This window comes from Pseudomonas sp. KH_021 (genome assembly GCF_057838865.1).
Genome location: NZ_CM174477.1, coordinates 544,962 through 558,746 on the forward strand (window position 1 = coordinate 544,962; position 13,785 = coordinate 558,746).

The following is a 13,785-nucleotide window of genomic DNA, read 5'->3' on the forward strand; positions in this document are numbered from 1 at the left end:
ACCTCTGTCACGTCAATGACAGAGGTTTTTTTATGGGGCCAGAAAAGGCTTACGCCCGATCGCGAATCAGCAGCGGCTTGAGGTAATGGCCGGTATAGGACTGCTTCATCTCAGCCACCTCTTCCGGCGTTCCATAGGCGATGATTTCACCGCCCTTTGATCCGCCTTCAGGGCCCAGGTCCACCAGCCAGTCGGCCGTCTTGATCACATCAAGGTTGTGCTCGATGACCACCACGGTATTACCGTGGTCGCGCAGACGGTGCAATACATCCAGCAGTTGCTGAATATCCGCGAAGTGCAGGCCGGTGGTCGGCTCATCGAGGATATACAGGGTTTTACCGGTATCGCGCTTGGACAGCTCGCGTGACAGTTTCACTCGCTGTGCTTCACCGCCCGACAGGGTGGTAGCCGATTGCCCAAGCTTGATGTAGGAAAGCCCTACGTCCATCAGTGTCTGCAGCTTGCGCGCCAGCGCGGGTACCGCATCGAAAAACTCTCGAGCTTCTTCGATGGTCATTTCCAGTACTTCGTGGATGGTCTTGCCCTTGTACTTGATCTCCAGCGTCTCGCGGTTATAGCGCTTACTCTTGCACACATCGCAAGGTACGTAGATATCCGGCAAAAAGTGCATCTCGACCTTGATCAGGCCATCGCCCTGGCACGCTTCACAGCGACCACCCTTGACGTTGAACGAAAAACGTCCAGGCCCATAGCCACGTGAGCGTGACTCAGGTACGCCGGCGAACAGTTCACGGATCGGAGTGAACAGCCCTGTATATGTTGCAGGGTTCGAGCGCGGGGTTCGGCCAATAGGGCTCTGGTCGATGTCCACCACTTTGTCCAGGTGCTGCAAGCCATCGCAGCTATCGTGGGCAGCGGCTTCCAGGGTGGTGGCGCCATTGAGCGCCGTGGCGCTGAGCGGGTACAGGGTGTTATTGATCAGCGTCGATTTGCCAGAGCCAGAGACGCCGGTCACGCAGGTCAACAGGCCGATAGGAATCTCAAGGTCTACGTTGCGCAAGTTATTGCCGCGAGCGCCCTTGAGCGACAGCGACAGCTTTTTGTTGCGTGGCGTACGCTGGGCCGGCACGTTGATTTTTACCCGGCCAGACAGGTATTTGCCGGTGAGCGAGTCAGGGTGCGCCATCACCTCGGCAGGTGTGCCTTCGGCCACAATCTGACCGCCGTGTACACCTGCGCCCGGCCCGATGTCCACCACATAGTCCGCCATGCGAATGGCATCTTCGTCGTGCTCGACCACAATCACGGTGTTGCCGATATCCCGCAGGTGATTGAGAGTGCCCAGGAGACGGTCATTGTCACGCTGGTGCAGCCCGATAGAAGGCTCATCGAGGATGTACATCACCCCGACCAGGCCAGCACCGATCTGACTGGCCAGGCGGATCCGCTGAGCCTCGCCACCCGACAAGGTATCGGCGCTGCGATCCAGGGTCAGGTAGTCCAGCCCGACGTTCACCAGAAACTGTAAACGCTCGCAGATTTCCTTGAGGATTTTGTCGGCGATTTCGCCCCGTCGGCCGGTCAGCTTGAGGCCGCCGAAATAGTTGGATGCGTCACCAATCGGAAGGCCGGTCACTGCTGGTAGGGTTTTTTCCCCGACCCACACGTGACGCGCCTCACGCCGCAAGCGCGTACCTCGACAGTCTGGGCAAGGCTGGGTGCTGAGGAATTTGGCCAGTTCTTCGCGCACGGTAGCCGATTCTGTTTCACGGTAGCGCCGCTCAAGGTTGGGTACGATGCCTTCGAACGGATGGGAGCGTTTGACGATATCGCCCCGGTCGTTCAGGTATTTGAAGTCAACGTTCTTGCTGCCGCTGCCATGGAGGATGACTTTCTGCTGATCGGCGGGAAGGTCTTTGAAGGGCACCTCAAGGCTGAAGTCGTAGTGAGCCGCCAGCGAGCCCAGCATCTGGAAATAATAGACATTGCGCCGGTCCCAGCCGCGAATCGCACCTTCGGCCAGGGTCAGTTCGCCGTTGACCAGGCGCTTGATGTCAAAGAACTGTTTGACGCCCAGCCCATCGCACGTCGGGCAAGCGCCAGCGGGGTTGTTGAACGAAAACAGCTTGGGTTCCAGCTCGCTGATGGCGTGGCCGCAGATTGGGCAGGCGAATCGAGCCGAGAAAATCATCTCCTCCAATGGCTCATCGTCCATGGCAGCCACCAGGGCAATGCCATCGGCCAGCTTCAGGGCCGTCTCGAAGGATTCGGCCAACCGCTGCTGCAAATCGCTGCGCACCTTGAAGCGATCGACCACCACTTCGATGGTGTGCTTCTTTTGTTTGTCCAGCTTGGGCAGCTCATCGAGCTCATACAGCTTGGCGTTGATGCGGGCACGCACAAAGCCCTGGGCACGCAGCTCATCGAACACCGCCAGGTGCTCACCCTTGCGCTCGCGGATCACTGGCGCCAGCAGCATGAGCTTGCTGCCCTCTGGCTGCGCCAGTACCAGGTCGACCATCTGGCTGACGGTCTGGGCTTCCAGTGGGATGTCGTGATCGGGGCAACGAGGCGTGCCGACTCGCGCATAGAGCAAGCGCAGGTAATCGTAGATTTCGGTAATGGTGCCGACGGTCGAGCGCGGGTTGTGAGAGGTCGATTTCTGCTCGATGGAGATCGCCGGCGAAAGACCTTCGATCGTATCGACGTCAGGCTTTTCCATAATCGACAGGAACTGGCGCGCATAGGCCGACAATGACTCGACGTAGCGGCGCTGGCCCTCGGCGTACAAGGTGTCAAACGCCAGGGATGACTTGCCGGAGCCCGACAACCCGGTGATGACAATTAATTTATCCCGGGGCAGGGTGAGGTCGATATTCTTCAGGTTGTGGGTTCGCGCCCCACGAATCAGGATCTTGTCCACTGCGGCCTCGCTTGGCGGGCATAAACGCGTGAGTATACGGCTGCATGCCAGTACGCGGCAAAGCGTCACGTATATGCCGTTAATCGATGGGACTGGTAGAATCGCCGCCGGTTCACATGAGGTTTTTCCATGCAAGATCTCCACAGCGACCGCATGAGTGGTAGCGAGACCCGCGCAGCAAGCGGTCTGGCCCTGGTGTTCGCCTTTCGTATGCTGGGCATGTTCATGGTGCTGCCGGTCCTGGCCACCTATGGCATGGACCTGGCCGGTGCCACGCCAGCCCTGATCGGCCTGGCGATTGGCGCCTACGGCCTGACCCAGGCATTCCTGCAAATCCCGTTTGGCATGATTTCCGATCGTATCGGCCGGCGTCCGGTGATTTACGTGGGGCTGATCATCTTTGCCCTGGGCAGTGTGCTGGCTGCCAATGCCGACTCGATCTGGGGCGTGATTGCTGGACGTATCCTACAAGGCGCTGGTGCGATTTCCGCGGCAGTCATGGCATTGCTGTCTGACCTGACTCGCGAGCAGCATCGAACCAAGGCCATGGCCATGATTGGCATGAGCATTGGCCTGTCGTTTGCGGTGGCAATGGTGACCGGGCCGTTGCTGACCCGCGCGTTTGGCCTTTCAGGGTTATTTCTGGCAACCGCTGCCATGGCCGTGGTGGGCATTGGTCTGGTGGCCTTTGTGGTACCGCGCTCGGCCGGCCCGTTGCAACATCGCGAGTCCGGCGTCGCCAAGCAGGCGTTGGGGGCCACCCTGCGTCATCCCGACTTGTTACGGCTGGATGTTGGCATTTTTGTATTGCACGCCATTCTGATGGCGAGCTTTGTGGCCCTGCCGCTGGCATTGGTCGGCGCCGATTTGCCGAAGGAGGAACACTGGTGGGTGTACCTGACAGCCTTGCTGGTATCTTTTTTCGGGATGATTCCGTTCATCATCTATGGTGAAAAGAAGCGCAAGATGAAGCGCGTTCTACTCGGCGCGGTCAGTGTGTTGATGCTGAGCGAGCTGTTTTTCTGGAAGTTCGGCGACAGCTTGCAGGCGTTGGTGATCGGCACAGTGATTTTCTTCACGGCGTTCAACCTGCTGGAAGCTTCGCTGCCTTCTTTGATCAGCAAAGTGTCGCCAGCAGGCGGAAAGGGTACGGCCATGGGCGTGTACTCCACCAGCCAGTTCCTGGGGGCGGCCTTGGGTGGAATCCTTGGTGGCTGGCTGTTCCAGCACGGGGGCTTAAGCATGGTGTTCATCGGCTGCGCCGGGCTCTGCGCCCTATGGCTGGCCATAGCTGTTACTATGCGCGAACCTCCGTATGTGACTAGCCTGCGTATGCCTTTATCGCCAGAAGCGATACGGGAAGCAGGCCTGACCGAGCGCCTACGCGCCGTGCCGGGTGTAACAGATGCGGTAGTGGTGGCAGATGAAGCCGCCATCTATATCAAATTGGATACTGAAATTTTGGATCGCTCGTCCCTGGAACGCCTGGTCAATCCGGCTTCCCAGACGTGCGAAGCCTAGGAGAACGTTATGGCCCGTGGGGTTAACAAAGTCATATTGGTCGGCACTTGCGGTCAGGATCCTGAAGTACGTTACCTGCCTAACGGTAACGCAGTGACCAACCTCAGCCTGGCCACCAGCGAGCAGTGGACTGACAAGCAAACCGGCCAGAAGGTCGAGCGCACCGAGTGGCACCGCGTTTCGATGTTCGGCAAGGTCGCCGAAATCGCCGGCGAATACCTGCGCAAGGGTTCGCAGGTTTACATCGAAGGCAAGCTGCAGACCCGCGAGTGGGAAAAAGACGGCATCAAGCGCTACACCACTGAAATCATCGTCGACATGCAAGGCACCATGCAGCTGCTTGGCGGCCGTCCGCAGAACCAGGACGGCTCCCAGCCTCAGGGTGGCAACAACTACAACCAGCAGGCGCCTCGTCAATCCGCCCCGCGCCCGCAACAAGCGCCACAACAGCGCCAGGCTCCAGCGCCGCAGCAGCAAGCGCCGCAGCCAGCTCCAGATTTCGACAGCTTTGATGACGATATTCCGTTCTAGGTAGTCAAGTTTGTAAGTCTGTATTTAGAAAGCCCCTGGTCATTTAGTTCAGGGGCTTTTTTATCTTGATGTGGGTCTGAATTTTAGATTTGGGAAGGTGTGTTGGTTGTTTGCGAGTTATCTTTGCTTAATATCTCCCTCTTTTTCAGGGAGTGGTTGTTGTGCAAGGATCTCAAAGAAATTCCTTTCTAATGTCGATACTCGACCGCTCACCAATATTCGAGTAGTTATCCGTGAGCCACGCCTCGGCCTCGCGGCGTCCGTTGTCGCGCAGTCCGCAAAGGAATTCCCAGTCCGCGTTGTACTTGCTCGACACGCTGAGCGCGCACATCGCCGCGTCGGACTTAATGGAGTGGATAAGCATCTCCTTCATCTCATTGCGATCGATCTTGCCTTGCTGTATGAGGTCGGTGACAAAGGCGATCGTGCGCATCTCGCGCATGAGCGACGAATTGAAGCTGATTTCACTGATGCGATTGAGGATGTCGGCGGCTGTAATGGGCACTCCCGGGCGGACGAGCGGGTTGATGTGGACAATCACCACATCGCGCGTATTGCAGTGATAGATCAACGGGAAAATGGCCGGGTTGCCCATGTAACCGCCATCCCAATAGTGCTGCCCATCGATTGTGATCGCCTGGAACAAGGTCGGCACACAGGCCGAAGCAAGCACCGCTTCGGCGCAGAGGTCCTTGCCCGTGAAAATGCGTATTTTCCCCGTCTCGACATTGGTCGCGCATAGATAGAGGTGGAATGGGCATTGGCTTCGCAAGACTGCAAAATCTACCTGTTTATCCAGCACATTCCGCAATGGACTCAAGTTGCGGCTATTGAACTGGTAAGGCGAGAATATTCGAAGCGCCATGTCCGCGAACGTATACATGGGTGAATAGTCCAGACCGAAGCTGTGCGTCCCTTTCAGCCATGGCATCCAGCGCAATGGGTTATAACGTTTGGCGGACTGCGCCACGGCGTACCAAAAATCGTGCAGCGCTTCGCGGGCACCGGCCTCACCACCTTGCAGCATACCAAAGGCCAGTACAGCGGCATTCATCGCGCCGGCACTGGTTGCACTTACCCCTTCAATGGTAAGCCTGCCGTCCTCAAGTAGCCGATCAAGCACCCCCCAAGTGAAAGCACCATGCATTCCGCCGCCCTGTAAAGCTAGCGTGATCGGCTTTCGCTCATCGCTGCCCCGAGGCTTATCGTTCTGCATGGTCATTCTTAATCTCCTCGTCGGTGCTGAGCCGAATCGGGAACTTGGTACGATGCCTCTTCTCGTCGCTCGCTAATACTCCATTTAGCGCTATTGGGTCATCGATCGTTCACTCTCCGCGTGATGACCATGCATCGAGCAGCGCCTTGGCTTGTAGCAAATCAACGCTGTCGAAGCCTTCGGTGAAAAAGCTGTAAATGTCTGCCAGCATTTGCTGGGCTACCTCTTTGTCTCGTGTTGCCCAAAGCTGAGCAAGGCTCACTGTGGCTCGTAGCTCGAGTGACTTTGCGCCTTGTTGTCGAGCAATCGTGATCGCCTTTTGAAAGCAGGTTTGCGCTTCCCATCGCAGGGGGGAATCCTGTTCGCCTTCGTCCAGACATTGAAGGGTAAGAGCTCCTTTGAGCCGGTACAGTTCTGCCTCGTAAAAGTGCTCGCCTGTTCGGCTCACCGTAGACAGGGCGTCGGTCACGGTATCCAATCCGGCCTGCCGATGCCCGGCGCGCTTATGAGCTGCGGCCAATAAAGCCAAAAAATAAGAGCATCCAAGCTCAGCTCCGGCTGCTTGGTAAGTCGCGATAGCATTAGTTAGCTGAGTGATTCCCTCGTCAACGTTTCCTTGCTCAGCGCGAGCCCAGCCTTGAAGAATATTCCCCCATGCCAAAAAAAGCGGAAACCCTCGCTCCAGTGAAATATTGATGGCGGCATCTGCACACTCTTCGGCGAGTTGTACATCGTGCCGAAACTGTCCCAGTATCGACGTAGCGGACAGGGTGAAGGCCAAGGTAAATGGGTGGGAAGTCTTCTGGACTAGAGTAAGAATGTCCCGGCTGCGCTTGCTTGCCTGATCTGGGAAACCCAAGTACCAAAGACTCCAGGACGAAAATATCAGGCCGTAGCCCGGATCCATACCGTACGCAATGGGATGTGGGCGATGACGGTCTGGGATGTAGAGGGCACGCGCCCGCTCCTGATGCTCCAGGGCATTGCGCGGATTTCCCTGGAAAAACAATGTCGAACCCAATGCAGCATGTGCATCCACAAGCAATTCCGAATCCTGTGCAGATTGCGCAACAGTGAGCAATCGTTCACCCAGTTCGTAGGCGGTAGCGTAGTCAGCACGCAACGAGTAGTAAGTTCGTAGTCCCAGCAAAGCAGGGAAAAGCACCGAGTCGTCACCTAGTTGCGTGCAAAGCGCCAGTGCGCGAGTGTAAGTGGCCGCTACCTCGTGCGCACAATAGCCGCGCACGGCCATCAAGGCGGGCCCCAGGGAGAGTAATAATGTCAGCTCTTGATGATCACGTGCGGGCGTCTCGGGTAAAAGCTTGAGCAATTCCAGCGCCGCGTCGAGATGACTCATCGCATCGAGTTGGGCGGAATGCTGGAGTGCCTGTTGCCCCGTACGTTGCAGGTATTCCACAGCCTTCGGGATATTGCCGCTCAGTCGGTAGTGGTGCGCCAGTTCGCTGCAGTAGTCCGCAATACGGGTGGGGAACAGCGCCTCGATGGCCTGCGCTGTGCGTTCGTGCAGCACGCTACGCCGCTCTGTAAGTAGCGAGTGGCCCGCGACCTCTTGGGTCAGTGCATGCTTGAACGAATACTCCACCTCTGGAAACGCGGGCCACTGGTAAATGAACTCAGCGGCCTCCAGTCGGGCCAGAAGATCGCGCAAATCGTCGTCCGTCCGAGCAACCCGTCCCACGCAGATGCACTGAATCAGACTGAACGGAAACTCTTTGCCGATAACGGCGAGGGTCTGTAGCAATTCCTTCTGCGCAACGGGTAGCCGGTCAATACGGGCGGCGAGCACACCCTGCACGGTAGTAGGAATATGCAGTTCAGCCGGAGTTTGCTCGGTCCGGTAATTACCAGGCTCACCGAGCAGCAATTTTTCCTCGACCAGCGTTTGAATCACCTCTTCAATGAAAAAAGGGTTGCCATCTGTCTTTTCCAAGATGAGCTGTTTGAGAGGGATGAGGGTGGGGTCATTTGCAAGTAGGGCCGTAAGCAGTCCCTGTGCTTCAGACGGGCCCAGCGGTTCGAGTCGCAGTTGGATGCAGTGTTCCGCCGTCCAAGCAGGCAGATACTCGGGCCGGTAGTTCACGAGGAGCAAGATTGGGGTGCTCACCAATCGTTCGATGAAATACGCGAGGAATGCTTCCGTCTCGCAGTCCAGCCATTGCAAATCCTCGAATAGTAGTTCAATCGGCTGATTGAGGGCCTCGCGCGTCAGAAGTTGAGTGATCGCGTCGAAGGTGCGTTCGCGTCGAATCTGAGAAGCCATCTCCGTAAGCGCCGAGCCGTGTTCTCCAATACCTAATAGATAGAGCAGGTAGGGAACGAGATCCTCGAAGCTGCGATCGAGCATCAGGGTCTTGCCCATCACCTTTTCCTGGCAGCGTCGCTCATCGTCTTGGGCTGTGATCTGAAAATAGTTGTTCAGAAGCTCGATGAGCGGAAAGTAGGCAAAGGCCTTGCCGTGTGAGACGGAGAACGTCTCCAATACCAGACACCCGCGCCGGGAGCGTTCCTTGAACTCATGGAATAGTCGCGACTTCCCAACTCCGGCCTCACCGACCACGGCAACGAGTTGCCCGTGGCCCGTTTTGGATTTCTCGTGTGCCCGGTGTAGGTGGTCGAGTTCGAGTTGTCGGCCGACGAACGTGGCCAGCCCACGATGTGCCGCCACCTGCAAGCGTGTGCGTAGCGCGCCGAGACCCTGCACTTCGTACACAACTAGCGGTTCGGGAATGCCTTTGATCTGAGTGGCCCCCAGCGCCTTGAATTCGAAATAACCCTCAGCCAGTTTGTAAGTGGGCTCACTCACGAGGATTGACGATGGTGCGGCGATTCCCTCCATTCGGGATGCAATATGGATCGTATTCCCGACCGGATCGTAATCGGTGTGCAAATTGTCCATGCGTATCGAACGCACCACGACTTCTCCGGTATGGATGCCAACGCGGATTTGTAGCGGAATCCCTTTCTCCAGACGAATACGATCGCCATGTTTACGTATCGCCTGCTGCATACGCAGTGCCGCATAGAGCGCCCGCTGCGAATGATCCTCATGGGCGATAGGGGCGCCGAAGAGCGCGAGGATGCCATCCCCCAACGTTTTGGCTACGTAGCCTTCGTAATGATGGACGGCTTCCATCATCAACGCGATAACGGGCTCTATCAGGCGCTGGGCCTCTTCCGGGTCGAGATCGTGGATCAAGGCCATGGAGCCGGCCATGTCGGCAAACAGTGCCGTGATGGTCTTACGCTCACCGGCGGGCTCGCCCCGGGCTTCCATGGCGGCCTGTTCAGCGCGGATGCGCTCGGCAAGGTGGTGGGGCGTGTATTGAATCGGCGCTGGAGAAGGCTCTGAAACAGGAGTGAGGTTCGATACTGGCGCAGTAGGCGCCTCGGTCAGCGGTGCGCCGCACTCACTGCAGAATTTGGCGCAAAGGCTCGCCTTATGGCCACAGCGCTGACAGTTGCGAGAGAGACTAGCGCTGCACGCTTCACAGAAGCTGGCCCCAGAGGGATTCTCGAATCCGCAGTTTGCGCAGCGCATACGATCTCTTCTCTTTTTCAGGTATTCAAGAAGACCAGTCAAAAGACGGGAAAGCGTGACATCGATCTGGCGAAAGACGAACTGAAGTCATTGGGCCAGTACGTTCGGGCAGTCTTTTAACCTTCCATGTCAAAGATACGTTTGTATCGTTCTATCGAGAAGTAAAATTCGCTTACTGGAAGACAACGGAAGATTGGAAGGCCTTGGGCGGACTAGGGCAACTGTCCGCCGCGCTGGTGCAATGGCTAAGCGATAACGGCTCGGCGTACACCACCGAACAGAACGATTTGCTTTCTAAAGGTTGCTGTTTATGTCTGAAGTCGTCGGCATTGACTCATCCAGGCGCGCTATTTCCACCCTTTTAAGCAAGGCATCAATCAACGCCCGGCCCATTTCAATCTTCTGAACCATCCCAAGCACCATCTTGCGGTCGTTCTTGTCTAGATGGTCTATCGCATCCCAGCCGGCGGCTTCGGCGCAGTCGAGTAAAAGGCTTGCGTGGATCAGCGCATCTTCGCCGCAGATGCCAGCGTTGACGTTGAAGAAGGGATTGCAGTTGGCGTCGGTGGCGCCGAAGGGGGTGCTGGCGGTGAGTGTGCCGAGCAGTTTGAAGGCGGGTGGATCAGGGACGATCTTTTTCATGTGCAGCTCCATACCGGTTGAGCTGGCACCGTTCGCTGCGAAACGAATGGGTGGCAGCTGTACGCGGGTTCGCAGACCGGGGCATGGAAACCGGCGCACCCGAAGGTGCCCCACGCACAGCCGCCATTGAACATGGGAGCGTTGCGCTATGCCTCGGACTGCGACATCCGGTCGTTGAAAGCCAACGACGGACCCAGAGTAGGGAGGGGCAAGTTAGAGCGCAACCGCTTGGCGGGGCGCGGAGTATGAATCAGAAGCTTCCTACAACAAACCTGCAAACATGGTTGCAAACAATTTCATTAAGCCTTTTGTGAAGGTGCGGTCTGGGCCGCACCCTCGCAAGCATTGCTTTTTTAAAGGCTGCTGTTTATGTCTGAAGTCGTCGGCATTGACTCATGCTGGCGCGCTGTTTCCACCCCTTTGAGCAGTGCATCAATCAAAGCCCTGCCCATTTCAACTTTCTGAATCATGCCAAGTACCATCTTGCGGTCGTTCTTGGTCAAGTGGTCCACGGTGTCCCAGCCTGCGGCTTCAGCGCAGTCGAGCAGGAGACTGGCGTGAATTAGTGCGTCCTCGCCGCAGATGCCAGCGTTGACGTTGAAGAAGTGGTTGCAATTGACATCGGTGGCGCCGAATTTCGTGCTGGCGGTGAGGGTGCCAAGCAGTTCGAAGGCGGGTGGATCAGGGACGATCTTTTTCATTTGGAGCTCCCATGCAAGTTGAGCTGACACCGTTCGCTGCTAAACGAGAGGGGTGGCAGCTGTACGCGGGTTAGCAGACCGAGGCATGGAACCCGGCGCACCCGAAGATGCCCCACGCACAGCCGCCATAAACATGGGAGCGTTGCGACATGCCTCGGACTGCTAAATCCGGTCGTTGAAAGCCAACGACGGACCAAGAGTAGGGTGGGGCAAGTTAGGGCGCAACCGCTTGGCGGGGCGCGGAGTATGAATCAGAAGCGTCCTACAACAAACCTGCAAACATGGTTTCAAACAATTTCATCAGTGTTTAAAGACTCATGCTTTCCGTGGGCTGCGAAGCGGCCCCTGCGATTATGAAAACGACGGAGCCTCGCAAGCTTGCATCGCAGATGTCGCTGGTCTCTGGGGCCGCTGCGCGGCCCATCGCGGCTAAAGCCTGCTCCTACCCGCGCACGCCAACGTTCGGGGGTAGGAGCAGAGCTTGCTCGCGATTGGCAGCACCGCGCTCCTGCAGACAGATCGCATCGCCGCTGTCAGGCTGATTTGTAGGCCAATCGGAACTGGTGCAAAATCGGTTCGGTGTAACCACTTGGCTGCTCGCAACCCTGGAACACCAGCGCACACGCGGCCTGGAAGGCTACCGACTGGTCAAAGTCTGCCGCCATCGGCTTGTACAGCGGATCGCCAGCGTTCTGCTTGTCCACCACAGCAGCCATACGCTCCAAGGTTTCCATAATCTGATCGCGACTGATCACACCATGGCGCAACCAGTTGGCCAGGTGCTGGCTGGAAATGCGCAGGGTGGCGCGGTCTTCCATCAGGCCGACGTCGTGGATGTCCGGCACCTTGGAGCAGCCGATGCCTTGTTCGACCCAGCGCACCACGTAACCCAGCAAGCCTTGGGCGTTGTTCTCGATCTCTTCGGTGATGTCCGAAGCGCTCCAGTTCGGTGACTCGGCCACCGGGATGGTCAGCAATCCATTGAGCAGGGTGTCGCGCTCGGCGGCGACGTCGATACGCTCAAGTTCGATTTGCACGGCCGTCACATCCACCTGGTGATAGTGCAACGCATGCAAGGTGGCCGCAGTGGGTGAGGGCACCCAAGCGGTGTTGGCGCCCGCCTTGGGGTGGGCGATTTTCTGTTCCAGCATGGCGGCCATCTGGTCCGGTATGGCCCACATGCCTTTGCCGATTTGCGCTCTACCGCGTAGCCCGCACGCCAGGCCGGTCAGGACGTTGTTGCGCTCATAGGCGGCGATCCACGGCGTACCTTTCATCTCGCCCTTGCGCAGCATGGCACCCGCCTCCATGGCGCTGTGAATCTCATCACCGGTACGGTCGAGGAAGCCGGTGTTGATAAAGGCCACTCGCGCCGAGGCGGCGGCGATGCACGCCTTGAGGTTGACGCTGGTGCGCCGCTCCTCATCCATGATGCCCATCTTCAATGTGTTTCGAGGCAGTTGAAGCAGGTCTTCGACTCGGCCGAACAGCTCGTTGGCGAACGCGACTTCAGCCGGCCCATGCATTTTCGGTTTGACGATATAGATCGAGCCCTGACGCGAGTTACGGCGTTGCGCAAGGTCGTGCAAGGAGGCAAGGGTGGTCACCACGGCATCCAGGATGCCTTCGGGGATTTCCTGGCCATCGCTATCGAGAATGGCGGGGTTGGTCATCAGGTGGCCGACATTTCGGACAAACATCAGTGAACGGCCCGGCAGACTCTGGGAGGAACCGTCGGCGGCTGTGTAGCTGCGGTCCGGGTTCAGGCGGCGGGTGAAGGTTTTGTCGCCCTTGCGCACTTGCTCGGTCAGATCACCCTTCATCAGGCCGAGCCAGTTGCGATACACCTGGACTTTGTCATCGGCGTCCACGGCGGCGACTGAATCTTCGCAGTCGAGGATGGTGCTCAGTGCCGCTTCCAGCAGTATGTCTTTGACCCCGGCCGCATCGGTTTGGCCGATAGGGTGGTTGGGGTCGATCTGGACTTCAAAGTGCAGGCCGTGGTTGCGCAGCACTATGGCCTCTGGTGATGCGCCATTACCGCGATGGCCGACAAACTGATCGGGGTTGCGCAGGCCGATAACGTGCGAGCCCAGCAAGACCTGTAATTGGCCACCGTCGACACGGTAGGCGGTGGCATCGGCATGGGAGCCTTCGGCCAAAGGTGCAGCTCGGTCCAGAAAGGTGCGTGCAAAGGCGATGACCTTCGCCCCCCGTTGAGGGTTATAGCCAGGGCCGCTTGATGTGCCCGCCTCTGGGGCAATGGCATCGGTGCCATAGAGCGCGTCATACAGTGAACCCCAGCGAGCGTTGGCGGCATTGAGCGCGTACCGTGGGTTGGACATCGGTACCACCAGTTGCGGCCCCGCCTGGATGGCCAGTTCACGGTCAACATTCGTGGTGGTTGCTTGCACCTGCGCAGGCACTGGTAACAGATAGCCGATCTGTTCCAGAAAAGCCCTGTAGGCGGCCATGTCGCGAATCGGCCCTGGGTTGGCGCGGTGCCAGTCATCGAGCGCCCCTTGCAGGCGGTCGCGCTCGGCCAGCAAGGCGCGGTTCTTCGGTGCAAGGTCGTGGACCAGTGCGTCGAACGCGCTCCAGAACGCATTCGGTGCGAGATGAGTACCGGGCAATGCTTCGTCTTCAATAAAACGTACAAGATGTTCAGCGACCTGCAGGCGCTGGCGAGAAATACGGTTGCCCATGGCAAGCTCCAGTTCGATGACAGTGT

Annotated in this window: 8 protein-coding genes; 2 read left to right on the forward strand and 6 right to left on the reverse strand. The window is 57.9% G+C overall.

Annotation, left to right across the window (positions count from 1 at the left end):
• Positions 1 to 49: 49 nt before the first annotated feature.
• Positions 50 to 2,884, reverse strand: coding sequence for an excinuclease ABC subunit UvrA (gene uvrA, locus AC3IX4_RS02580; protein WP_489259095.1), 2,835 nt, complete (start codon positions 2,882 to 2,884; stop codon positions 50 to 52).
• A 129-nt stretch (positions 2,885 to 3,013) separates the two neighbouring features.
• Between uvrA and AC3IX4_RS02585 the strand changes: the two genes are divergently transcribed.
• Together AC3IX4_RS02585 and AC3IX4_RS02590 are read left to right on the forward strand one after the other, a co-directional pair.
• On the forward strand, positions 3,014 to 4,405 hold the full coding sequence (locus AC3IX4_RS02585; protein WP_489259096.1) for an MFS transporter: 1,392 nt from the start codon (positions 3,014 to 3,016) through the stop codon (positions 4,403 to 4,405).
• 9 nt (positions 4,406 to 4,414) lie between these two features.
• Positions 4,415 to 4,936: a single-stranded DNA-binding protein gene (locus AC3IX4_RS02590; RefSeq protein WP_489259097.1), complete on the forward strand. Its 522-nt coding sequence runs from the start codon at positions 4,415 to 4,417 to the stop codon at positions 4,934 to 4,936.
• Positions 4,937 to 5,108: 172 nt separating this feature from the next.
• Here AC3IX4_RS02590 and AC3IX4_RS02595 read toward each other — a convergent pair whose 3' ends face one another.
• From AC3IX4_RS02595 to AC3IX4_RS02615, 5 genes are all read right to left on the reverse strand, one after another.
• A complete protein-coding gene (locus tag AC3IX4_RS02595) occupies positions 5,109 to 6,158 on the reverse strand; it encodes a patatin-like phospholipase family protein (protein WP_489259098.1) in 1,050 nt (349 codons plus the stop codon).
• Positions 6,159 to 6,261: 103 nt separating this feature from the next.
• Positions 6,262 to 9,711 (reverse strand): adenylate/guanylate cyclase domain-containing protein, encoded by a 3,450-nt coding sequence (locus AC3IX4_RS02600; protein WP_489259099.1) that lies wholly within the window; start codon positions 9,709 to 9,711, stop codon positions 6,262 to 6,264.
• Positions 9,712 to 10,005: 294 nt separating this feature from the next.
• A complete protein-coding gene (locus AC3IX4_RS02605) occupies positions 10,006 to 10,353 on the reverse strand; it encodes a DUF6124 family protein (RefSeq protein WP_489259100.1) in 348 nt (115 codons plus the stop codon).
• Positions 10,354 to 10,706: 353 nt separating this feature from the next.
• Entirely contained in the window at positions 10,707 to 11,054 is a 348-nt protein-coding gene (locus AC3IX4_RS02610; RefSeq protein ID WP_489259101.1) for a DUF6124 family protein, read from the reverse strand.
• A gap of 533 nt (positions 11,055 to 11,587) precedes the next feature.
• Positions 11,588 to 13,759, reverse strand: coding sequence for a malate synthase G (locus tag AC3IX4_RS02615; protein ID WP_489261193.1), 2,172 nt, complete (start codon positions 13,757 to 13,759; stop codon positions 11,588 to 11,590).
• Between the last annotated feature and the right edge of the window lie 26 nt (positions 13,760 to 13,785).

What these genes read in the sequence shown, in the direction of transcription:
- AC3IX4_RS02585 (WP_489259096.1), top strand. Translation starts at nt 3,014, where the DNA reads ATGCAAGATCTCCACAGCGACCGCATGAGTGGTAGCGAGACCCGCGCA.
- AC3IX4_RS02590 (WP_489259097.1), top strand. Translation starts at nt 4,415, where the DNA reads ATGGCCCGTGGGGTTAACAAAGTCATATTGGTCGGCACTTGCGGTCAG.
- AC3IX4_RS02595 (WP_489259098.1), bottom strand. Translation starts at nt 6,158, where the DNA reads ATGACCATGCAGAACGATAAGCCTCGGGGCAGCGATGAGCGAAAGCCG.
- AC3IX4_RS02600 (WP_489259099.1), bottom strand. Translation starts at nt 9,711, where the DNA reads ATGCGCTGCGCAAACTGCGGATTCGAGAATCCCTCTGGGGCCAGCTTC.
- AC3IX4_RS02605 (WP_489259100.1), bottom strand. Translation starts at nt 10,353, where the DNA reads ATGAAAAAGATCGTCCCTGATCCACCCGCCTTCAAACTGCTCGGCACA.
- AC3IX4_RS02610 (WP_489259101.1), bottom strand. Translation starts at nt 11,054, where the DNA reads ATGAAAAAGATCGTCCCTGATCCACCCGCCTTCGAACTGCTTGGCACC.
- AC3IX4_RS02615 (WP_489261193.1), bottom strand. Translation starts at nt 13,759, where the DNA reads ATGGGCAACCGTATTTCTCGCCAGCGCCTGCAGGTCGCTGAACATCTT.